Here is a 20411-nt window from a genome sequence, read left to right on the forward strand (position 1 = left end):
AGCAAGACCGCTTTTGCGACATTGCCGCTTGTTCGCCCATGCGGGAAAGGCCTCAGGTCCGATTGATCGAAACGCCGCCATCGGCAAACAGCGCGGTTCCGGTGGTGAAGCTCGACGCATCCGACGCCAGGTAGAGCGCCGAGCGGGCGATCTCTTCCGGCTGCGCCATCCGCTTCAGGGCGTGGATGCCTTCGACGAAAGCCCGGGCTTCGGGCGTGGTCGTCGTCGCGCCCGGCGTGTCGGTGCCGCCGGGCAGCAGTGCGTTGACGCGCAACCCTTGTGCCCCGTATTCGGCCGCCAGAACCAGCGTCAAACCGATCAGCCCGGCCTTGGCCGCAGCGTAAGCGGCCATGCCCGGCATGCCGGCGGTGCGACCGACGAAGCTGGAGGTGAAGATCAGCGAACCGCCGCTGCGCTCCAGCAGCGCCGGCACCTGGTATTTTGCACCGATAAAGGCGCCGGTCAGATTGATGTCGATGGTCTCGTGCCACGTCTTCAGCGACATGTCGGGAACCGGTCCCATCTGGCCGACGGAGCCAGCATTGTTGAAGGCGATGTCGAGACCGCCGAACCTGCCCACCGCAAGATCGACAAGGGCCTTGGCATAGGCCTCGTCGCGGACGTCGCCGGCAAGAGCAATGGCCGTGCCGTCGGCCTCCTCGATTTCCGTGACGAGCGCGTCCAGCTCTGCCTGGCGACGGGCAGCGACGACCACCTTGGCGCCTTCCTCGGCAAAGAGTTTTGCCGTGGCGTGGCCGATGCCGGAACTGGCGCCAGTGACGATGGCGACCTTGTTGGCGAGTGCGAGCATTTTTGCATCCTTTTTCTTCGTGCCAGTTTTGCCGGCAATCGGATGCTTGGTCGCAGATCGAGGTGGGGCGAGCCACCCGATACCTGCGAAGGCGCCCGGATGCGTCGTTGGCCCGCCGCTTCGCACGGGTCTTTTTTGTCGCGGCGCAAAACGGCAAGCGCCGTCGCAAACAGCGCAAGGGTGGCAGCGCGGTTTCGCTAGTGATACACCTCGCGCGCCGGCGCTCGATTGGATGCCCGGCCGCTGTCTGCGAGGCCAGAACGTTGAAAAAGTATTCGGTATTCGCCATCGCCCGCGAGGCCATGCGCGGCCATAAGGGCTGGGAGGAGCAGTGGTCTTCGCCCGAGCCAAAGAAGGAGTACGACGTCATCATCGTCGGCGCCGGCGGCCATGGCCTGGCCACCGCCTACTATCTCGCCACGGTGCACGGCATCACCAATGTCGCGGTGCTGGAAAAAGGCTGGCTCGGCGGCGGCAATACCGGCCGCAACACCACCATCATCCGCTCCAACTACCTCTATGACGAAAGCGCCGGCATCTACGACCATGCACTGAAGCTGTGGGACGGGCTCAGCCAAGAGCTCAACTACAACGTCATGTACTCGCCGCGCGGCGTCATGATGCTGGCGCACAATGTGCACGACATCCAGGTGCTGAAACGCCACGTCCATGCCAACCGTCTGAACGGCATCGACAATGAATGGCTGACGCCGGAAGCGGCGAAGGAATTCTGCCCGCCGCTCAACATTTCGCGCGATGCCCGCTATCCGGTGATGGGCGCCACCCTGCAGCGTCGCGGCGGCACCGCGCGGCACGATGCGGTCGCCTGGGGCTATGCGCGCGGCGCCTCGGCGCGCGGCGTCCACATCATCCAGAACTGCGAAGTCACCGGCGTCAAACGGGCGCCGAACGGCGCGGTCACCGGCGTCGAGACGACGCGCGGCTTCATCGGCGCCAGGAAGGTCGGCGTGGTGGCGGCCGGTCATTCGTCCGTCATCATGAACATGGCCGGGGTGCGCATGCCGCTGGAAAGCTATCCGCTGCAGGCGTTGGTGTCGGAGCCGGTCAAGCCGGTCTTCCCTTGCGTGGTGATGTCGAACACCGTGCACGCCTATATCTCGCAGTCCGACAAGGGCGAACTGGTCATCGGCGCCGGCACCGACCAATATATCTCCTATTCGCAGACCGGCGGCCTGCACATCCTCCAGCACACGCTCGACGCCATCTGCGAGATGTTCCCGATGTTCACGCGCATGAAGATGCTGCGCTCGTGGGGCGGCATCGTCGACGTGACGCCCGACCGCTCGCCGATCCTAGCCAAGACGCCGGTGCCCGGCCTCTACGTCAATTGCGGCTGGGGCACGGGCGGCTTCAAGGCGACGCCGGGCTCGGGCCATGTCTTTGCCCACACCATCGCCAGGGACGATCCGCACCCGATCAACGCGCCGTTCACCATCGAGCGCTTCCGCACCGGCCGTCTGATCGACGAGGCGGCGGCGGCGGCGGTGGCGCACTGATGATGGCTCCCTTCGTGACGTTGGGTCAGCGGCTTTGCGATCAACCGGCCGGCGCCCGCGTCGGCCACGGCGAATTGTAGGAACAACCATGCTTCTCATCCGCTGCCCCTATTGCGAGGAAGAGCGTCCGGAACTCGAATTCCGCAACGCCGGCGAGGCGCATATCGCGCGTTCGGCAGATATGGCCGGCGAGAGCGACGATGATTTCGAAAAGTTCTTCTTCATCCGCTCGAACCCCAAAGGCATCATCTATGAGCGCTGGCGGCATATGCATGGCTGCGCGCGGTTCTTCAATGCCGTGCGCGACACCGTCAGCGACAGGTTCCTGATGACCTACAAGGCCGGCGAACCCAAGCCGGCGAACCTGCCGGGAGCCGCCAAATGATCGCAGCGTTCCGCACTCCCGGCGCCGGGCGCCTCAAGCAGGCAGAGACGACCCGCTTCAGCTTCGACGGCCAGTCCTATGCCGGTGTCGAGGGCGATACGCTGGCCTCGGCGCTGCTCGCCAACGGCGTCCATCTGGTCGGCCGCTCGTTCAAATACCACCGACCGCGCGGCTTCCTGTCCGCTGGGGCGGAAGAGCCCAATGCGCTGGTCGAGATCAAGCGCGACTCCGCCAGGAAGACACCAAATGTCCGCGCCACCGTGCAGGAGCTCTATGACGGGCTGACGGCACAGTCACAGAACCGCTGGCCGTCGCTTTCCTTCGACGTCAGTGCGGTCGGCGACATCGCCTCGCCGCTGCTATCGGCCGGCTTCTACTACAAGACGTTCATGTGGCCGAAGTCCGCCTGGAAAAATCTCTACGAGCCCAAGATCCGTGCCGCCGCCGGCCTCGGCGTCGCCCCCGACCAGCCGGATCCCGACCATTATTCGGCGCGCTTTGCCCATTGCGACGTGCTGGTGCTGGGCGGTGGTGCTGCCGGCATCGCCGCCGCACTTGCCGCGGCCGAAACCGGCGTGCGCGTGATCCTTGCCGACGAGCAGGCGGATTTCGGCGGCAGCCTGCATTTCGAGAGCGGTGCCAGCATCGACGGCCAGGACGGTTTTGCCTGGGCGCAAGGTGCAGTCGCCAAGCTCAAGGCGATGGACAATGTCCGCGTGCTGGCCCGCACCACGGCCTTCGGCTATTACGCGCAGAATTTCGTCGGGCTGGTCGAGCGCGTCAGCGATCATCTGCAGAACCCCGGCCGCGACCTGCCGCGCGAGCGGCTGTGGCAGGTTCGCGCCAAACGCGTGGTGCTGGCGACCGGCGCCATCGAGCGGCACATGGTGTTTGCCGACAACGACCGGCCCGGCATCATGCTGGCGTCAGCGGCGCGCACCTATCTCAACCATTACGGCGTCGCGGTCGGCAGGAATGTCGGCGTCTATACGGCCAATGATTCCGCCTATGCGGCGGCGATCGACCTGAAGAAGGCGGGCGTCGGCGTGGCGGCGATAGTCGACCTGCGCGACAACCCGACCGGGTCGGTGATCGACGAGGCGAGGGCGCTCGGCATCGAGGTCAATTTCGGCCGCGCGGTGATCCGCGCCGGCGGCAAATTGCGCGTCTCATCGATGACCGTGCAGCCGAAGAATGGCGGCGGCGAACGCACCGTCCCGGTCGACGCCATCCTGATGTCGGCCGGCTGGACTCCGTCGGTGCATCTGTTCTCGCAATCGCGCGGCAAGGTTGCCTTCAACGACGAGACCAAGCGCTTCGTGCCCGGCGCCTATGCGCAAGATTGCGTGTCGGTCGGCGCCTGCAACGGCACGGACGGGCTGTCGGCGACGATCGACGAGGCCTATGCGGCGGGCGCCAAAGCGGCAAAAGATGCCAGCGCCAACACCGTCAAGGGAACCAAGCCGAAGGTCGACGCCAGCGAGAGCTGGTCGCGCGGCATGCTGGGTGCGGCGCCCGGCGCCGGGCCGGATACGACAGTCAAGGCCTTTGTCGATTTCCAGAACGATGTCACCGCCAAGGACATCCGCCAGGCGGTGCATGAAGGCATGCGCTCGATTGAGCACGTCAAGCGCTTCACCACAAACGGCATGGCGACCGACCAGGGCAAGACCTCCAACATGCACGGTCTGGCTATTGCTGCCGAGACGCTGGGCAAGCCGATCCCGCAGGTCGGCCTGACGACGTTCCGGGCGCCCTACACGCCGGTCACCTTCGGCGCGATCGTCGGCCATGCGCGCGGAAAATTGTTCGACCCGACCCGCAAGACGGCGATCCATCCGTGGGCCGAGGCCCAAGGTGCGGTGTTCGAGGATGTCGGCCAATGGAAGCGCGCCTGGTATTTTCCGAAGGCGGGCGAGGACATGCACGCCGCCGTCGATCGTGAGTGTGTCACGGTGCGCAAGACGGCCGGCCTGTTCGACGCCTCGACGCTGGGCAAGATCGAGGTGGTCGGGCCGGATGCGGCGAAGTTCATGGAACTGCTCTACACCAATCCGTGGGAGAAACTGGAGCCCGGCCGCTGCCGCTACGGCATCATGCTGCGTGAAGACGGCTTCATCTATGACGACGGCGTGGTTGGAAGACTGGCGCCGGACCGCTTCCATGTGACGACGACGACGGGCGGTGCGCCGCGCGTCATGAACCATATGGAGGATTACCTCCAGACCGAGTTCCCGCATCTGAATGTCTGGCTGACCTCGACCACCGAGCAGTGGGCGGTGATTGCCGTGCAGGGACCGAAGTCGCGAGACATCATCGCGCCACTGGTCGAAGGCATCGACATGTCGGACGGGGCGCTGCCGCATATGTCGGTGCGCGAGGGCAGGATTTGCGGCGTGCCGACAAGGCTGTTCCGCATGTCGTTCACCGGCGAGCGCGGCTTCGAGGTCAACGTGCCGGCCGACTACGGCCAGGCCGTCTGGGAAGCGCTGTGGGCCGAGGGCCAGAAGCATGGCGCCGGCGCCTACGGCACCGAGGCGATGCACGTGCTGCGTGCCGAAAAGGGCTACATCATCGTCGGCCAGGACACCGACGGCACGGTGACGCCTGGTGATGCCGGGCTCGACTGGGCGGTCGGCAAGAAGAAGACCGATTTCGTCGGCATTCGCGGCATGGCGCGGCCGGATCTTGTCGCCAAGGGCCGCAAGCAGCTGGTCGGCCTGAAGACCAAAGACCCTAAGGTGGTGCTGGAAGAAGGCGCGCAGATCGTCGGCGATCCGGAGCAGGCGATCCCGATGACCATGATCGGCCATGTCACCTCGAGCTACTGGTCGGAAAATTGCGGTCGCTCGATCGCGCTGGCCCTGGTTGCCGGCGGCCGCGACCGGATGGGTGAGACGCTTTACGTGCCGATGCCCAACGGGACGATCGAGGTGGAGGTCACCGGCATGGTGTTCTTCGACGAGAAGGGGGAGCGCCTCAATGGCTAAGGCTGCCGCGAAGAAATCTGCAGCCGCTGCGCCGTCGGTCGAACGCCGGCCGGTTCTCGCCGGTCAGGAGCTTTCCGCAACCGGCGTCGCACTTGCTGTGCTGCCACCGGCGGAGCGCATTTCGCTGCGCGCGCCGGACGCCTCAGTCGCGGCGCTTTCGAAGTCGCTCGGCGTGAGCCTGCCGCGAAAGCCCAAAACTTCGGCGGCGAAGGCCGGGCGCACGGCGTTGTGGCTTGGGCCAGACGAATGGCTGGTCATCGATGAGGTGGGAAGAGACCCGCTCGCCGACTGCGCCGAGGTGACAGTGCTGCATTCTGCGGTCGGCATCTCGCATCGCAACGTCGCCATATCGGTCACCGGCCCGGCAGCGGCGGTGACGATCAATTCAGGCTGTCCGCAGGATCTGTCGCTCGACGCCTTTCCGGTAGGCGCGGCGTCGCGCACCATTCTGGGCAAGGTCGAAATCGTGCTGCTGCGCACCGCGACCGACGCCTTCCGCGTTGAATGCTGGCGTTCCTTTTCCGATTATGTCTTTACTTTCCTGTCGGAGGCGGCAGGCGACGCAGCGGCTTAGGAATACTCGCTCGCTCGGCCGTTGCCGGAGCAAGTCGAGGGAGCCGGAGCAAGCCGAGGGAGAATGTCGATGCCGTCGAAATCCGCGCCGAATCCACCGGTCCAGAAGACGCCGGCCGTGCGCTCGTTCGAACACGAGCAGCACGACGAACCAAACATTGAAGAGGAGCTCGAGGAAGGGCTCGAGGACACGTTTCCGGCCAGCGATCCTGTGTCGATCACCGGGACTTCCATTTCCGGCGCTCCCGCAAGGCCCGGCAAGGCCAAGATCGTGGCCGGAATGAAGAAGCGCAGGAAATAGCATCCGTCAGGCTCCGGCTGAACCGGGCTGAAATGGCCGCGAAAACGGGCGGTCAGGTTTCCTCCCGCCCTTTTGTTTTCGAACCTCAGAACGTGCTGGGCACGATCCAGGGATCGATGTCGATGCCGAGCCTCGGGTCCTTGTTTTCAGTCGAGCCATTGCGAGTGGCTGAGCCTGACTTTTCGACCGATCCGGTCGCGCCGCAATCGAGCTTGACGTTGGTGTCGGCGCAGGCTGCGGCCGGCACCTGCTTGCCGAGCTGGCTCTCGCTGGCGAAGGCCGCGCCCGAGAATGCCAGGACGGCCGCGAGGGCGAAGATCGTCTTTTTCATTGTTTGGCTCCGGTTCAACCGCTGATTCTTTTCCGTACATGTACGATACGTCGTACATATACGCCAGACCATCGCGGGGTTCAAGTCAGAAGTCGTACATGTACGAACAATTTTATTTGAATTTGGGAATCGCATCGCCAGCACGCGACGAGATGCGCACGCGGCGCCGTTCACCCGTGCCTTACAAGATCTTCAGCTATCCGAAACCGAAGGAACCCTTCAGCAGTTGACCGGCGTCTCGGTCAGCGGCGGCACGTCCTGCGTGGCCAGCGCGGCAAGCGTGAAGTCGCACATCCGCTTCACGAACGCCTGCTGGTCGCCGAACGGATAGAAAGGAAAGGTGATCAGCAGCGAGATCGTGCCGTGGCCGACCGCCCACAGCATGGTGGCGATGGCGCGCGGATCGCCCTTGAGCCTGCCGGCGGCAACGCAGGCCTCCACCCTATTGATCAGCACTTTCATCAACGGGTTGCCCTCCTGCATTTCGGCGAAGGTCCTGCCTTCCGGGGGCTTGACCTTTTCGGTCATGAATATCGTGCGATATTCGTTGGGGTTGCCAAGGCCGAAGGCCGCGTATTCGGTCATCACCACCTGCAGCGCCTCGATCGGATCGTCGGCCGGGTGATCCTCGATGCGCTTGGCCAGAGTCTCGAACGCATCCTCCGCCAGCGCGAACAAGATGTCCTGCTTGTCGGCAAAATAGGAATAGACCGACATCGGTGCATAGCCGACGCGCTTCGCCAGCTTGCGGATGGTGAGGCCCTCATAGCCTTCCTCCTGCACGAGCTTGTGCGCCGCATCGACAAGTTCGGAGCGCAGTTCGGCCTTTTGTTTCTCGCGGCGTGTCTGGACGCTGAGCGGCAATTTTCGCCTGCCTTCTGTTAGTCGCTGTTAGTGGCTGGCTAATTTATATACGCTGTACGGAATCGGACAAGGCGATGTCAAAATCGGCGTTGCCAAAATCGGCTTCGCAGCACTCCGATTGGCTATACCGCTTCTGAGCCATTTTCGCCCGAACATCGATACAAGTGTTACCCGGGCAGAAATGACGCGACATCGGACTGTTACAACCAGAGGTTGGCTGGCGGCTCTGCAAGAAATTTTCTTTCTGGGCCGATACGATCATGACCGAGCTTTCGTGCAGTGCGCTAAACGCGGAACCACTTTCTGATGATGCCAGACTGGCACTCAGGCGGGTGGTCATGGTTGCATGGCTCGCGATCGCGCTCGGCTTTGCCATGGAAGCCCTTATTCTGGCTGGCAGATTTGCAGCGGGCTCTCACCCGTCCTGATCGAATTGGTCCAAGGCGTGACGTGGGCGTTCTTCGTCTGCGCCGGTCTCAGCCTCGGCACGGCGATCGCCAAGGTGCGAGCCTCGCTCGGCGGCCTGATCGCCGCAATCTCGGCACCACTGGCGATGGCCATCGCCAAGGGGTCGCAAAAGGTCATGGTAAGTGCTCTTGATGCGGCCACAAAACCGGCCACCCTCTCTCTCACCACGCTGGGCGTGCTGCGGGCGATCGAATACGGCCTGCTCGGCTGGATACTGGCCTCGCTGGCGTCGAAGGAAAGGCCCAGTCCGCTCCATTTCGCGCTAGCAGGCGCCTCGACAGGCGCGGTGTTCGGCGGCGGAATCACGGTGCTGACGATTGAGACGGCCGCGGCGAACGGCGTTGCCCTTGAATTGCCGCGGGCGATCACAACCGGCCTCAACGAGATCGTGTTCCCGATCGGTTGCGCACTGGTCGTCTACATCGCCCTGCAGGTCGGCCGGCACATGAAGATCATCTCTGCCGAGGCTCGCTGAGCCGTTCAAGCCGCTTCTGGCTGGCGTTCGATCAATGTCAGCGTCAGCCAGCGCGCAGTCAGCGCCGGTTTTTTCGAACCCTCGATCTCGATGGTCACATCATGCGCCGTCTGCACCCAGCCCGACGGCCTGACCTTGACGTCGGCCAGCACGAAACGGGTGCGGATGCGCGCGCCGGTCTTCACCGGCGCCAGGAAGCGCAGCGAATCGAAGCCATGATTGACGCCCATCTTGCTGTTTTCGAGCGGCGGCATGGTCTCGAAGGTCATCGCCGATAAAAGCGAAAGCGACAGGAAGCCATGCGCGATGGTGCCGCCGAACGGCGTCTCGCGCTTGGCGCGCTCCGGATCGCAATGGATGAACTGGTGGTCGTCGGTGGCATCGGCGAACTGGTCGATCATGCGCTGTGAGACGACCCGCCACGGCGACACGCCGACCTCTTTGCCGACGCTGGCCAGAAGCACATCGAGATTGATCGGTTCCACGCTGATGTCCTCCATTTCAACCGTCCGGAACGCGAGCGGCTTCATTCCTTGAACAGTGTCAGCCCATGCTGCACCGACTGCCCGCCATCGATCGGCAGGATGGCGCCGGTGATATAGCTGCCGGCACGGCTGCACAAATAGAGCGTTGCGCCGGCAATGTCATCCGGCGCGCCGATGCGGCCGATCGGAACATGGCCGCCGACATGCTTGGCCTGGTCCTCGGTCGCGGTGGCGAAGGCGGTCATCCGGCTCTGGAAGGGGCCGGGCGCGAACGCGTTGACGGTGATGCGGCGGGCGGCGAACTCGATCGCCAAGGTGCGCGTCAGATGGTGAACAGCAGCCTTCGAGGCAGAGTAGGAGTAGGCGTCGTCGGCTAGCGGCTGCGTGCCCATCACCGAACCCAGATTGATCACCCGGGCCGGATCGGCATCGCTGGCGGCGGCGTCGAGCAGCGGCAGAAGCTCGCGCGTCAGATGGAAGACGGCGGTGACGTTGACACCGAACACCTTGGCCCAGGCATGGTAGGGGAAGCTTTCCAGCGGCGCGCCCCAGGAAACGCCGGCATTGTTGACCAAGATGTTCAGCCGCTCCGTCCGCGCCTTGACCTCGGCAACCAGCGCCGCGATGCCCGCCTCGCTGGAGACGTCGCCGGCAAAGCCCTCGGCCCGGCCGGAGCTGCCGAGGCTGTTCAGTTCGCCGGCGACCTTGATGCAATCCTCGCCCTTGCGCGAGGCGATCATCACGGTGGCGCCGGCCCTGACCAAAGCGGTCGCCGCCATGCGGCCGATGCCTGTCGCAGCCCCCGTCACCAGCGCGGTCTTGCCGGCTACCGAAAACAGCTCGTCCAGATAGCTCATTGCAACTTCTCCGCGCGTCCTTGCCTCGTGGTTCAAGGGGACGACTTAACGCTGACAAGGATATCCGAATTACGATCATCCTTGCCGGGGGTAAAGTGCCGGAGCCGCTGCTACTGATGGGTACACGAAGAACCGCGGGCGACAACGCCCTGGAGGCGATGGGGGCCATGGTGCGGCGTTCCCTTCTGCCGTTGGCCATGGGGAGAAGGTGACCCGAAGATCGGTTCGATCTCGACGCCTTCGGCCTGCCAGTCACGCCACGCCAGCACGCTATCAAAGGCTGGAATGATCCCTGGGGATGCGTTGAGCAGTTGCTGGTCGTCGAGGATCGGCGTTCCATATTAGCTCGACGCCAGCTTGTTGCTGGGGGTTCCCATGCGGGACACGAGATTCGTCAGGCTGTCGCGCATTATCGATATGAGGTTTGTCATCTCGGCCTTCACAGCTGACGAGCGGGAGAAATGCGCAGAACGGAGGTAACAATGACATCTGCTGAAACACAGATCAGGGCCTTGTTGGACAGTCGATCAGCCGCCATGGGCGACAAGGACATCGAGTGGGTCATGTCCCTCTATTCTCCAGACATCGTCTATTTCGACCTCGTACCACCGCTCCAGTACGCAGGCTCATCCGCCCTTCGGGAGCGGTTTTCGGATTGGTTCGGCCGCTGGACGGGCCCTATTGGCCAGGAACTTGGCGACCTGAAAGTAATAGCCGGCGATACCGTCGCGGCTGCATGGATGCTCATCCGAGCAAGTGGCACACTGAGGACGGGCCAGGACGTTGACTACTGGGTACGCGTGAGTAACGGCTTTCAGCGCTCCGGTGACAGGTGGTTCATCACGCACGAGCACGTCTCCCTGCCCGTTAACATGCAGACCAGGACAGCCGTCATGGACCTCGCGCCCTAGAGCGCCTTGCGTTTTGGTAGACCAAAACCGCGCTCCAGGTCTTTGTTTGACGCATTTCGTCGGACGCCAAACGAAGACGTTTGGCTGCAAAATGCTTAGGTCGTCGATCAGCCATTCTCAAGCGTGAAGGTCGATCCCAGGGCCAGCTCGTTCAGAGCATCAGCGAAGGCGCCGAGGGCCGGATGAGGCAGCACCCATCATTCGCAGGGTTTGCTCCTGCCCCTCACTTGCCTGCCGGCATCCTCTGGCGAGGAGAGCTACTCCGCCGGCTCGATGTTGGCGTAGGCGGCTTCCTCGAGTTCGCGCTTCAGCCGGCCCTCTTCTTCCATCTTCGGCGTGACGAAGCGGCCGAGCAGGAGATAGGCGACCGGGGTGAGGAACAGCGTCGAGACGGTGGCCAGGCCCAGCCCGCCGACGATCACCCAGCCTAGCGCGATGCGCGCCTCGGCGCCGGCGCCGCTCGCCAGCACCAGCGGCACGCCGCCGAGCACGGTGCAGATCATCGTCATCATCACCGGCCGCAGCCGGATGATGGAGGCCTGCTCGATCGCCTCGCGCACGCCGAGCCCACGGTCGCGCAGTTGGTTGGCGAACTCGACGATCAGAATGCCGTTCTTGGCCATGACGCCGACAAGCAGCACCAGGCCGATCTGGCTGTAGGCGTTGAGGCTGGTGCCGCTGAGCAAAAGCGCGAAGATCGCGCAGGCAAGGCCGAGCGGCACCGTGGCCATGATGATGATGGCGCTGACGAAGCTCTCGAACTGGGCGGCGAGCACGAGCAGAATGATGACCAGCGCAAAGCCGAAGATGGTGATCATGGCGCTGTTGGTCTCGCCGAGCGTCGCGGCCTCTGCCAGCGGCAGAATGCGGCTGCCCGGCGGCAGAAGCGGCGTGGCGATTTCCTCGGCGCGGGTGAGCGCTGAGCCAAGCGCGAAATCGCTACTGAGATTAGAGGTGATGGCCACCGACGGCTGCTGCTGCTCGCGGGTCAGCGAGGGCGGCACGGCGCGCTCGGTCAAGGTGGCGATGGTCGACATCGGCACGAAGCGGCCATCACCCGTTTTCAGGAAGACATTCTCCAGATCGGTCGGATCGTTGATCGGGTTGGTGGTCGAGACGAGCTTCACCCCGTAGCTGCGGTCGGCGATGTAGACGTCGACCACATCATTGCCGTCGAGCATGGCCTGCGAGGTATCGGCAAGCCCGGTGATGTCGATGCCGAGGTCGGAGGCGTGCTCGCGGTCGATGGCCACGGAAAGCTGGGGCTGCGTCGGATCGACGGAGAGCCGCGGCGACTGGAAGCGCGGGTCCTTCTGCATCTCGGCGATGATCTTGACAGCAGCGTCGCCGAGCGCCTTGCGGTCGTTGCCGACCAGCGCGAACTGCAGGCCGTTGCCGGCGCCGCGGATGCCGAGGCTGTTGGGCTGCACCGGGAAGACACGGATGCTCGGCACCTGCCTGGTGAGCCGGCTGATCTCGGCCATGATCTGCTGCTGGCTGCGCGTGCGCTCGTCCCATGGTGCCAGCGTCATCACCATGAAGCCGCTGTTGTAGGCGCCGTTCTGGCCGGCATTCCCGAAGGTGCTGCGGATCTCGCCGGAATCGCGCAGCGGCTGGATCAGTTTTTCGATCTTCTGCATCTGCTCGGTCGTGTAGTCGAGGCTGACACCTTGCGGTGCGTTGATGCGCAAGAGCACGACGGCGCGATCCTCGGTCGGCGTCAATTCCTGGCGGATCGTGCCGAACAGTGTGAAGGCGGTGGCGGCGAACAGCACCGCGACCAGAAGCACGATCCACGGCGCGTCGAGGCAGGCGTGCAGGCAGCGCCGATAGAGCGCATTGAGCGCGCCGCCGATGCGGGCGCCAACGCCGCTGCTAGCCTCGTGGTGAAGCGGCGCGCTCGACAGCATACGCGAGGCGAGCATCGGGCAGAGGGTCAGCGCCACCACGCAGGACAGCAGCACCGACATGGCGAGCACGAAGCCGAATTCGCGGAACAGGCCACCGGTCTGGCCAGGCAGGAAGGAGATCGGCACGAAGACGGCGACCAGCGTCAGCGTCGTGGCGATCACGGCGAAAAACACTTCCTGGGCGCCGAGCACCGCGGCGGCGCGCGGGCCCATGCCTTCATTGCGTCGTCGCACGATGTTTTCCAGAACGACGATGGCGTCGTCGACGACCAGGCCCGTCGCCAGCACCAGAGCGAGCAGCGTCAATATGTTGACCGAGAAGCCGGCGAGATAGATCGCGGCGATCGTCCCGATCATGGCGACCGGCATCGCGAGCCCGGGAATGAGCGTCGCGCGCCAGTCGAGCAGAAAGACGTAGATGACGATCAGCACGATGGAGACGGACAGGCCGAGCGCGATCTCGACTTCATGCACCGCGCCGTTGACGAAGACCGCGTCGTCGCTGGTGACCTTGATCGCCATACCCTCGGGCAGGTTCGGCTGCAGCGCGGCGACGGCGGCCCTTACGCCGGTCGAAATATCCAGCGTGTTCGATTCCGCCTGGCGGATGATGCCGAGGCCGATGCCGGTCTTGCCGTCCGAACGCAATGTGGTCTGGCCGATGTCGGGGCCGAGCGTGACGGTGGCGACGTCGCGGATGCGCGTCGTGCCGCCGATGATGATGTTCTCGAACTCTTCCGGCGTCGTCACGTCCGCCGTCGTGCGCACGATCAGGTCCTGGTTGGTCGTGGTGATCGAGCCGGCCGGCGAATCGAAGGCGACCGAGGCAAGCGCTGCCCGCAGATCAGCGACGGTGAAGCCCTGGCTGGCCAGCTTGTGCTGGTTGACGTCGATGCGGAAGATCTTGTCGCGGTCGCCGGAGACCTGGACGTCGGCAACACCGGGGACGGCGGCAAGCTCGTCCTCGATCTGGTCCTGGACCACCACCGTCATGTCCTGCACCGACATGGTGTCGGAGGTGACGGCCAGCCGCATCACGGGCTCGGAATTGGCATCGGCCTTGACGATGCGGGGCGGATCCGCGGTGTCCGGCATCTGGTTGGCGACACGGCCGACGGCGTCGCGCACATCGGAGGCGGCGACGTCGAGGTTGACCCCGTCGTTGAATTCGATCGTGACGCGGCTCGTGCCGAAGGACGAGGTGGACGAGATCGACTTTACGCCGGAGACGCGGCCGACCGCGCCCTCGATCACGTCGGTCAGTTCGCGGTCGACGGTTTCGGATGCGGCGCCTTCAAAGGTCGTGTTAACGGTGATGACGGGGCGGTCGACATCCGGCAGTTCGCGGATCTCGACGCCGTAGAAGGCGGCAAGGCCGGCAACCGCGATCAATGTGTTCAGCACGAAGGCCATCACCGGCCTGCGGATGAACAGCGCAGTGAAGCCATTTTCGCTGGCGCCGTTGTTGGTCCCGGTCATAAGCCGTCGGCCTCGGCGGCGCGCTGTTCTTCGCCGGCGATGCGGACCTCGCCGCCGTCGCTGACGTTCTGGGTGCCCTCGGTCACCACCATGTCGCCGCTGACGATCGGGGCGTCGATCAGCACGGTCTCGGTGTTGCGCTGGATGATGCGCACGGCAACGCGCTTGGCCTTGCCGTCCTCGACCGCCCAGACATAGGCGCCGTCCGAGCCCCACTGGACCGCCAGCGGGCTGACCGCGGGATAGCTGTCGCCGGGGAATTTCATGGTGATCTGGAAGGACATGCCGGCACGCAGCGAATCGGCCGGATTGGCGATCGTCGCCTTGACCAGGAGGGTGCGGCTGGTCTCGTCGATATGGTTGTCGATTGCCGAGACCGTGCCGGTATAGGCCTTGTTGGGATTGGCGATCGGTGTCGCCGACAATTGCGCGCCGACCTTGACGGCGGCGGCGAAGCGCTCGGGCACCCAGAAATCGACGAGTATGCTGGAGCGGTCATCAAGGGTGGCGATTGCCGACTGGCTGGTCACATAATTGCCGGCCGATATCGGCAGGATGCCGACTATGCCCGATATCGGCGCGACGATCGAACGGCGCTGCAAGGCCAATTCCGCATCGCTGAGCGCCAGTTTGGCATTGGCCAGCACCACCTCGGCATCGGCGACGGCGACGGCTGTCGCGGCATTGGAAGCCCTGAGCGACTTGACCCGATTGAGCTTGGCCTGCGCGTCCTGCAAAGCAAGCTTGGCGCGGTTCTGGGCGATCACCTCGGTGTCGGAATCGAGGGTGGCGATGATCTCACCCTTCTCGATATGGGCGCCGGACTTGACCAGGAATTCGACGAGGCGGCCGGAACTGTAGGGATTGACCGTCACCGACGCGTTGGCGCGGCCCGTGCCGATCGCCTGCAGGCGGTCGTTGATGATGGCCGCGGCCGCCGGCAATGCGACGATCGTCACCCGCTGGCCGGCGCCGTTGCGGCCGCCTGCCTGTGTGGCACTGGTGGCGGCGCTCGTCTCGGCCGGGGGCGTTACGGCATAAGCCCAGTCGATGCCCCAGCGCGCCAGCACATCCGGCGCGCCTGGAAAAAAGCGAACCCAGGCGGCCGCAGCCGCGACGAGGATCACAAGTGCAAAAACGATCTGTTTCCAGGTGGCCATCGGCGCTCCGGTTGGCAAATATACCGCCTACGGTTCCCAAGGTGAAGTAGACGCGACGGCACACTCCGACACGCAGGATGGTTCGTCGATATCAAAGCTTTATGGCAATTCTCCCGCTCGCTTGCACATTAAATCGGCGTAACGTTGATAAGGGCTAGCTCGGGTCAAACTGCATCAGCCGGCTACTGCCAAAGGGGTAGTGGGTCAGTTTAACGCCCGGCGATGCGGCGGAAGAAGCGCTTGGTGCGCAGGATCGGCTTCAGATGTGGCTCCCTTTGCTATCAATCCTCTTCAAGTCGAGCCGCGGAATGAGAAAGTCCAAGAATGCTTTGACCTTGGGAGGCTGAACGCGCCCTCCTGGCCGGATCGCATAGAGGGTCGGTTCAGGCCCTGCCCACTCGGGCAGGACACGAACCAGTCTTCCAGCCGCAACGTCCGACTTGACGCGCACATGGTTGGTCATGAACAGGCCAACTCCCTCCAGCAGGAACCCGTGAAGAGCCTCTGGATCGCTGGCGACGGCCACTGCTCGTACTTTGAACTGGGACTGCTCGCCGCCGCTCGACAGGGGCCATTCTACAGCCGAACGATTGAAATAGAATTCTGTCAACAGACAGGCATGTTCCGCCAGCTCCGAAGGATGCTGTGGCATTCCCGCACGTTCCAGGTAGGTCGGGGCTCCATAGATGCCCATCGGCAATGCGACGAGCCGCCGAGCCGTGAGCGTGGAATCGGGCAGGGTGCCTTCCTGGAGCCGGAAAGCGACGTCGATGCCCTTGGTGACAAGATCGACGACTTCGTGCCCAAGAAGCAATTGCGGGAACACCTCTGGATAGAAGCGGCGAAACTCGGTGAGCAGCGGCGCGAGGACGCGAGTTGCCAGCCAATACGGGGCTGTAATCCGAAGCCACCCGCGCGGATGTTGCTGCAACTCCGCCACCGCGTTCTCCGCATCCTCCAGATTCTTCACCACTCGCTCGCAGTGCTGGAAATAAACCGCTCCCGCTTCAGTCAGCTTCAGGCTGCGCGTTGTCCGATTCAACAGTTGTGTCTGCAGTCTGGATTCCAGCTCCTGCACCTTCCGGCTGATCCGTGTCTTCGGCACCTTGAGCACGCGCGCCGCCGCTGTGAAGCTCCCTTCCTGCACCACCTTTACGAAAGCGACCGTATCGCTGAAGTCGCGCAGCATTTGAGTCCTCCAGCGAATTCGGATTGTCTCTCATTTTGAGACATTGATGTCCGAATCCGCTCGATAATCAAGTCAGACCCTTCAGAGTAGATCATGATTGTCCTATCAACAGCAAAATCCAACTGGAGAATTACTATGATCAAATCCCTAGCGATCGCCGTCGGTGCGCTGACGCTTTCGGCAACTGCTGCCGACGCACAGAGCGCGCCGCTCCGCAATATCGTTCTCGTCCACGGCGCCTTTGCCGACGGAGCTGGATGGCGAGGCGTCTACGACCAACTGACAAGTCGTGGCTACAAAGTCTCGATCGTCCAGAATCCGCTCACGTCGTTCGAAGACGATGTCGCCGCAACGCGTCGCGTGCTCGCCCGGCAGGATGGGCCAGCCATTCTCGTCGGCCATTCCTACGGTGGCACGGTAATTACAGAAGCCGGCGACGCTGCCAATGTTGCGGGCCTCGTCTATGTCGCTGCCTTCGCTCCAGATGTCGGTCAGTCCACGCTGGACCAATATGCCGAGGTTCCTCCGCCGCCGAACTTTCAGCCTGACGTGCAGCCCGATGGCTTCGCGTTCCTGAAGACTGAGACGTTTAAGGCCGGCTTTGCCGGGGATACCGACAATGCCGACGCCGCATTCCTGCGCGACTCCCAGGTGCCGATCGCTATGAAGGCGCTTGAGGCCAAGGTGACGACGGCGGCGTGGAAGACCAAGCCAAGCTGGTACGTTGTCGCGACTGAGGACGGCGCTATTGCGCCCGAACTGCTTCGGAGCACCGCCGATCGTATTGGAGCGGTCACCACCGAGGTCAAAGGCAGCCATGTGGTGTTCCTTACCCAGCCAGAGGCTGTAGCCGACGTGATCGAACAGGCTGCCAAGGGTGTGGTGCTGGGCGATACCGAGGTGGCACCGAACTGACATCGCCCAACCGTAGCTCTGAGCCACGGCCAAGAGCGCAAGCGGAACTAGTGCAGCCCGGGGGCGTCATCGACGCTCCCGGCATATGGCAGGGAAGGTCTGGCTAGGGCTCGGTCGAGCCGTCGCTTTGGGCTCTTTGAGACGCGACAACGCTAGAGGCCATTTCAAACCGACTCGTGCCGCCGCTCCTCTTTTTGGCTGAGCATCGGATTTCCCCACACCGGTACCCACTTTGGGGTCCGATGCTAGTGCGGGCCGCTGAACTCAGTCCGATCTCGCCTGCCGGGCAGAGCGCTTACGTCGCGTGTGCGCCGCCGGGTACGACCACGCCGGACATCGCGATTCCGACGGTTGCCGGATCTTCCTTCAGCGCCGCGTCCGCGAGCGAGACCACACCCACCAGGCGCTTGTCGCGATTGAGGACGGGCAACCGCCTGACCTGGATATCGCCCATGTTCTGGACGACGTGCTCGATATCTTCGTCCTCGAAGCAGTATTTGACATCCTCGGTCATCACGTCGCGGACTGTCGCGTTGCCGTTCTTGCCTTCGGCGACGGCACGTACGACGATGTCACGGTCAGTGATCGTTCCGACGAGTCGGTCGTTTTCTCCGACGGGCAGGAATCCGACATCGTCAACCGCCATTCGTTTCGCGATCTTCTGCAGCGACTCGCCAGGACTGGCGAGATGGACGTTGGGGGTCATTATCTCAGCGACTTTCATGGTCAATCTCCCTGTTCGCGCCCAGAACGGCAACAGCGCCTGCGGTCGTCGAGCGATATTGGCTGAAGGACTTTGTTGAGGGCCTCAGGTCAGTCGCGTTGCGACGCTCGCTCGGCGGTCCCGTTCTTCGCTGATGGAACTAACAACCGGGCCGAATGGTTCCCGGCGTGATCCTTGAAGTTTCCCGCTTTGTTCCCATATAAGCTGACAAGACCGGAGACGGTTCCGCCGCACGGGGTCGGTTAGCGCCTGGCTTGTGCGGCTCAAGTTTTCATGGTGGGAACCGTCGGATCGTGACGATCCAGCCGGTCCACCAGGAGAGATCAGATCTCCGGGCTGCCGCGCATTGAGCGACGAACGTCGCGGAGCGAGGAAAGTCCGGGCTTCCCGACACACCCCAGCAGGTAATGCCTGTCCGCCGCAAGGCGAGCCACGGCAACAGAGACGAGCCGTCCAGTCGGACGGGTGAAACGGGCGACAGGGTGGGGGAAGCAACCGCAAGAAGTGCCCTGTGACCTGTGTCGGGGAGGGCCGTGGTGGCGGGCAAGGAGGCGCCTGGCGACAGGCGTCCAAGAGGAATGGCAGTCCTCGACAGAACCCGGAACAGGGGATCTGGTCTCAAGCATCTCGTGGCGAGAACCGGCAGACGCGCAGCGGACGTGGCGGAATCGGTAGACGCAGCCGGCCTAAACCCGGCCGGGCATTCCCGTTGCGAGTTCGAATCTCGCCGTCCGCACCAAATCGGGCCGCACTAAATCGAATATGGAGGGGTGGCAGAGCCCGGTTGAATGCGCCCGCCTCGAAAGCGGGTAGGCCTGCAAGGGCCTCGGGGGTTCAAATCCCTCCCCCTCCGCCAGCGGACAGACCCTTGGATATTCGGAGGGGTGGCCGAGCGGTTAATGGCAGCAGTCTGTAAAACTGCCCTCTTAGAGTTCGTAGGTTCGAATCCTACTCCCTCCACCAGTCATTGTCCGTCAAGCACTGCAAGACGTGGCGTCCCTAGAAGTGAAGCGTGACGGCGCATGGGAGAACGGCTATCCAGCGGACTGCAACTCCGTATATGTCGGTTCGAGTCCGGCTGGCGCCTCCAAATTATCCACAACTGATCAACAGCTGACAAAATGGAAGAGTGGCTGAAGGCGGCGGCTTGCTAAGCCGTTATGCGGGGACATCCGCATCGAGGTTCGAATCCCTCCTCTTCCGCCAGCGGCATGAGGCTGTGGATTAACCGGAAACGAGCATTGCTGTCGTAACCCGATCCCTGCAGCCAACATGGCTCGATCTGGTTGAAACCCGGGAACGCGGCACGATGCCAAGCCGGCAATGGAATTAGCAGGTTCTTTCACCAAAAGGTGCTTGACACGAAACCGATGCTTCCCATATACGCCTCACCAACGAGGGCGGTGCGCCGCTGGCGACGAAGCGGTTCGCTTCTAGATCTGCCCTCTGCGAAATTCAAGAGAGCCGCGTGAGCGACACTCGAACGGCCCCGAAGCCAAAAGCGTACGGGCCACGACATCGCGTCTGCGATGTCTGTTCTTTGACAATTGAATATTGAAGAAAGAGAAACGTGGGCGGCAGAGTCCTGCTGAACCTTTCATTCCGCCAGGGATGGGAGGTTCGAACGAGACTTTGGCGGACACGTTTTGAGAGAATAAGTCTACCAGGGCACGCGAGTGTCCAGGTGTGAATGTTCTCGTCAATTCAAAGCGTGACCAGATAAAGCCAAATCAAAGTCTTACTAAACTTGAGAGTTTGATCCTGGCTCAGAACGAACGCTGGCGGCAGGCTTAACACATGCAAGTCGAGCGCCCCGCAAGGGGAGCGGCAGACGGGTGAGTAACGCGTGGGAATCTACCCATCTCTACGGAACAACTCCGGGAAACTGGAGCTAATACCGTATACGTCCTTTTGGAGAAAGATTTATCGGAGATGGATGAGCCCGCGTTGGATTAGCTAGTTGGTGGGGTAATGGCCTACCAAGGCGACGATCCATAGCTGGTCTGAGAGGATGATCAGCCACATTGGGACTGAGACACGGCCCAAACTCCTACGGGAGGCAGCAG

18 protein-coding genes, 5 tRNA genes, 1 rRNA gene and 1 other RNA gene (1 of these 25 cut by a window edge) are annotated in these 20411 nt (G+C 63.2%); 15 read left to right on the top strand and 10 right to left on the bottom strand.

Annotated elements, in window-relative coordinates; translation table 11 throughout:
* Window positions 1-52: 52 nt before the first annotated feature.
* Window positions 53-811, bottom strand: coding sequence for an SDR family oxidoreductase (locus IHQ72_RS09915; RefSeq protein ID WP_258122271.1), 759 nt, complete (start codon window positions 809-811; stop codon window positions 53-55).
* 263 nt (window positions 812-1074) lie between these two features.
* Here IHQ72_RS09915 and IHQ72_RS09920 point away from each other — a divergent pair, with 263 nt between their 5' ends.
* The 5 genes from IHQ72_RS09920 (at window position 1075) to IHQ72_RS09940 (ending at window position 6577) form a co-directional block, all read left to right on the top strand.
* A complete protein-coding gene (locus IHQ72_RS09920) occupies window positions 1075-2328 on the top strand; it encodes a sarcosine oxidase subunit beta (protein ID WP_258122272.1) in 1254 nt (417 codons plus the stop codon).
* 88 nt (window positions 2329-2416) lie between these two features.
* Window positions 2417-2713, top strand: a complete 297-nt coding sequence (locus tag IHQ72_RS09925; protein WP_258122273.1) for a sarcosine oxidase subunit delta — start codon at window positions 2417-2419, stop codon at window positions 2711-2713.
* Window positions 2710-5703: a sarcosine oxidase subunit alpha gene (locus tag IHQ72_RS09930; RefSeq protein WP_258122274.1), complete on the top strand. Its 2994-nt coding sequence runs from the start codon at window positions 2710-2712 to the stop codon at window positions 5701-5703. Before IHQ72_RS09925 ends, IHQ72_RS09930 begins: the two co-directional genes overlap by 4 nt.
* Window positions 5696-6277: a sarcosine oxidase subunit gamma gene (locus IHQ72_RS09935; protein ID WP_258122275.1), complete on the top strand. Its 582-nt coding sequence runs from the start codon at window positions 5696-5698 to the stop codon at window positions 6275-6277. The genes IHQ72_RS09930 and IHQ72_RS09935 overlap by 8 nt, the downstream gene beginning before the upstream one ends.
* A gap of 69 nt (window positions 6278-6346) precedes the next feature.
* The gene (locus tag IHQ72_RS09940; RefSeq protein ID WP_258122276.1) at window positions 6347-6577 is read left to right on the top strand and encodes a hypothetical protein; all 231 of its coding nucleotides are present in this window, start codon (window positions 6347-6349) and stop codon (window positions 6575-6577) included.
* Between the two features lie 85 nt (window positions 6578-6662).
* Here IHQ72_RS09940 and IHQ72_RS09945 read toward each other — a convergent pair whose 3' ends face one another.
* From IHQ72_RS09945 to IHQ72_RS09955, 3 genes are all read right to left on the bottom strand, one after another.
* Window positions 6663-6908, bottom strand: coding sequence for a DUF680 domain-containing protein (locus tag IHQ72_RS09945; protein ID WP_258122277.1), 246 nt, complete (start codon window positions 6906-6908; stop codon window positions 6663-6665).
* 219 nt (window positions 6909-7127) lie between these two features.
* The gene (locus tag IHQ72_RS09950; protein ID WP_258122278.1) at window positions 7128-7772 is read right to left on the bottom strand and encodes a TetR/AcrR family transcriptional regulator; all 645 of its coding nucleotides are present in this window, start codon (window positions 7770-7772) and stop codon (window positions 7128-7130) included.
* A 43-nt stretch (window positions 7773-7815) separates the two neighbouring features.
* Window positions 7816-8148, bottom strand: coding sequence for a hypothetical protein (locus tag IHQ72_RS09955; protein ID WP_258122279.1), 333 nt, complete (start codon window positions 8146-8148; stop codon window positions 7816-7818).
* 69 nt (window positions 8149-8217) lie between these two features.
* Here IHQ72_RS09955 and IHQ72_RS09960 point away from each other — a divergent pair, with 69 nt between their 5' ends.
* Window positions 8218-8715: a hypothetical protein gene (locus tag IHQ72_RS09960; protein ID WP_258122280.1), complete on the top strand. Its 498-nt coding sequence runs from the start codon at window positions 8218-8220 to the stop codon at window positions 8713-8715.
* A 5-nt stretch (window positions 8716-8720) separates the two neighbouring features.
* Here IHQ72_RS09960 and IHQ72_RS09965 read toward each other — a convergent pair whose 3' ends face one another.
* Window positions 8721-9215 carry a MaoC family dehydratase gene (locus IHQ72_RS09965; protein ID WP_309508812.1) on the bottom strand — a complete coding sequence of 165 codons (495 nt, stop codon included), beginning with the start codon at window positions 9213-9215 and terminating at the stop codon, window positions 8721-8723.
* A 26-nt stretch (window positions 9216-9241) separates the two neighbouring features.
* On the bottom strand, window positions 9242-10057 hold the full coding sequence (locus tag IHQ72_RS09970) for an SDR family oxidoreductase (RefSeq protein WP_258122281.1): 816 nt from the start codon (window positions 10055-10057) through the stop codon (window positions 9242-9244).
* 482 nt (window positions 10058-10539) lie between these two features.
* Between IHQ72_RS09970 and IHQ72_RS09975 the strand changes: the two genes are divergently transcribed.
* Window positions 10540-10968, top strand: coding sequence for a YybH family protein (locus tag IHQ72_RS09975; RefSeq protein ID WP_258122282.1), 429 nt, complete (start codon window positions 10540-10542; stop codon window positions 10966-10968).
* A 257-nt stretch (window positions 10969-11225) separates the two neighbouring features.
* On the opposite strand, the gene IHQ72_RS09980 is transcribed toward IHQ72_RS09975, so the two are convergent.
* From IHQ72_RS09980 to IHQ72_RS09990, 3 genes are all read right to left on the bottom strand, one after another.
* The gene (locus IHQ72_RS09980) at window positions 11226-14357 is read right to left on the bottom strand and encodes an efflux RND transporter permease subunit (RefSeq protein ID WP_258122283.1); all 3132 of its coding nucleotides are present in this window, start codon (window positions 14355-14357) and stop codon (window positions 11226-11228) included.
* Window positions 14354-15517 (bottom strand): efflux RND transporter periplasmic adaptor subunit, encoded by a 1164-nt coding sequence (locus IHQ72_RS09985; protein WP_258122284.1) that lies wholly within the window; start codon window positions 15515-15517, stop codon window positions 14354-14356. The genes IHQ72_RS09980 and IHQ72_RS09985 overlap by 4 nt, the downstream gene beginning before the upstream one ends.
* 259 nt (window positions 15518-15776) lie before the next feature.
* Complete coding sequence (locus tag IHQ72_RS09990; protein ID WP_258122285.1) at window positions 15777-16706, bottom strand: LysR family transcriptional regulator; 930 nt, start codon at window positions 16704-16706, stop codon at window positions 15777-15779.
* Window positions 16707-16841: 135 nt separating this feature from the next.
* Between IHQ72_RS09990 and IHQ72_RS09995 the strand changes: the two genes are divergently transcribed.
* Window positions 16842-17621 carry an alpha/beta fold hydrolase gene (locus IHQ72_RS09995; protein WP_258122286.1) on the top strand — a complete coding sequence of 260 codons (780 nt, stop codon included), beginning with the start codon at window positions 16842-16844 and terminating at the stop codon, window positions 17619-17621.
* Window positions 17622-17916: 295 nt separating this feature from the next.
* Here the strand turns inward: IHQ72_RS09995 and IHQ72_RS10000 are convergent, their stop codons facing one another.
* Window positions 17917-18345, bottom strand: coding sequence for a CBS domain-containing protein (locus IHQ72_RS10000; RefSeq protein ID WP_258122287.1), 429 nt, complete (start codon window positions 18343-18345; stop codon window positions 17917-17919).
* 323 nt (window positions 18346-18668) lie between these two features.
* On the opposite strand from IHQ72_RS10000, the gene rnpB reads away from it, so the two are divergent.
* From rnpB to IHQ72_RS10035, 7 genes are all read left to right on the top strand, one after another.
* An RNA gene (gene rnpB / locus IHQ72_RS10005) (RNase P RNA component class A) lies at window positions 18669-18965 on the top strand.
* 33 nt (window positions 18966-18998) lie between these two features.
* A tRNA-Leu gene (locus IHQ72_RS10010) sits at window positions 18999-19084 on the top strand.
* A 25-nt stretch (window positions 19085-19109) separates the two neighbouring features.
* Window positions 19110-19201 (top strand) — tRNA-Ser (locus IHQ72_RS10015).
* Window positions 19202-19223: 22 nt separating this feature from the next.
* Window positions 19224-19308: transfer RNA gene (locus tag IHQ72_RS10020), tRNA-Tyr, on the top strand.
* A 54-nt stretch (window positions 19309-19362) separates the two neighbouring features.
* Window positions 19363-19435, top strand: a tRNA-Cys gene (locus IHQ72_RS10025).
* A 33-nt stretch (window positions 19436-19468) separates the two neighbouring features.
* A tRNA-Ser gene (locus tag IHQ72_RS10030) sits at window positions 19469-19551 on the top strand.
* 537 nt (window positions 19552-20088) lie between these two features.
* A 16S ribosomal RNA gene (locus IHQ72_RS10035) occupies window positions 20089-20411 on the top strand; it runs 1162 nt beyond the window's last position.

Source organism: Mesorhizobium onobrychidis (assembly GCF_024707545.1).
Lineage (GTDB): Bacteria > Pseudomonadota > Alphaproteobacteria > Rhizobiales > Rhizobiaceae > Mesorhizobium > Mesorhizobium onobrychidis.

What these genes read in the sequence shown, in the direction of transcription:
- IHQ72_RS09915 (WP_258122271.1), bottom strand. Translation starts at nt 811, where the DNA reads ATGCTCGCACTCGCCAACAAGGTCGCCATCGTCACTGGCGCCAGTTCC.
- IHQ72_RS09925 (WP_258122273.1), top strand. Translation starts at nt 2,417, where the DNA reads ATGCTTCTCATCCGCTGCCCCTATTGCGAGGAAGAGCGTCCGGAACTC.
- IHQ72_RS09930 (WP_258122274.1), top strand. Translation starts at nt 2,710, where the DNA reads ATGATCGCAGCGTTCCGCACTCCCGGCGCCGGGCGCCTCAAGCAGGCA.
- IHQ72_RS09935 (WP_258122275.1), top strand. Translation starts at nt 5,696, where the DNA reads ATGGCTAAGGCTGCCGCGAAGAAATCTGCAGCCGCTGCGCCGTCGGTC.
- IHQ72_RS09940 (WP_258122276.1), top strand. Translation starts at nt 6,347, where the DNA reads ATGCCGTCGAAATCCGCGCCGAATCCACCGGTCCAGAAGACGCCGGCC.
- IHQ72_RS09945 (WP_258122277.1), bottom strand. Translation starts at nt 6,908, where the DNA reads ATGAAAAAGACGATCTTCGCCCTCGCGGCCGTCCTGGCATTCTCGGGC.
- IHQ72_RS09955 (WP_258122279.1), bottom strand. Translation starts at nt 8,148, where the DNA reads ATGGCAAAGCCGAGCGCGATCGCGAGCCATGCAACCATGACCACCCGC.
- IHQ72_RS09965 (WP_309508812.1), bottom strand. Translation starts at nt 9,215, where the DNA reads ATGGAGGACATCAGCGTGGAACCGATCAATCTCGATGTGCTTCTGGCC.
- IHQ72_RS09970 (WP_258122281.1), bottom strand. Translation starts at nt 10,057, where the DNA reads ATGAGCTATCTGGACGAGCTGTTTTCGGTAGCCGGCAAGACCGCGCTG.
- IHQ72_RS09975 (WP_258122282.1), top strand. Translation starts at nt 10,540, where the DNA reads ATGACATCTGCTGAAACACAGATCAGGGCCTTGTTGGACAGTCGATCA.
- IHQ72_RS09980 (WP_258122283.1), bottom strand. Translation starts at nt 14,357, where the DNA reads ATGACCGGGACCAACAACGGCGCCAGCGAAAATGGCTTCACTGCGCTG.
- IHQ72_RS09985 (WP_258122284.1), bottom strand. Translation starts at nt 15,517, where the DNA reads ATGGCCACCTGGAAACAGATCGTTTTTGCACTTGTGATCCTCGTCGCG.
- IHQ72_RS09990 (WP_258122285.1), bottom strand. Translation starts at nt 16,706, where the DNA reads ATGCTGCGCGACTTCAGCGATACGGTCGCTTTCGTAAAGGTGGTGCAG.
- IHQ72_RS09995 (WP_258122286.1), top strand. Translation starts at nt 16,842, where the DNA reads ATGATCAAATCCCTAGCGATCGCCGTCGGTGCGCTGACGCTTTCGGCA.
- IHQ72_RS10000 (WP_258122287.1), bottom strand. Translation starts at nt 18,345, where the DNA reads ATGAAAGTCGCTGAGATAATGACCCCCAACGTCCATCTCGCCAGTCCT.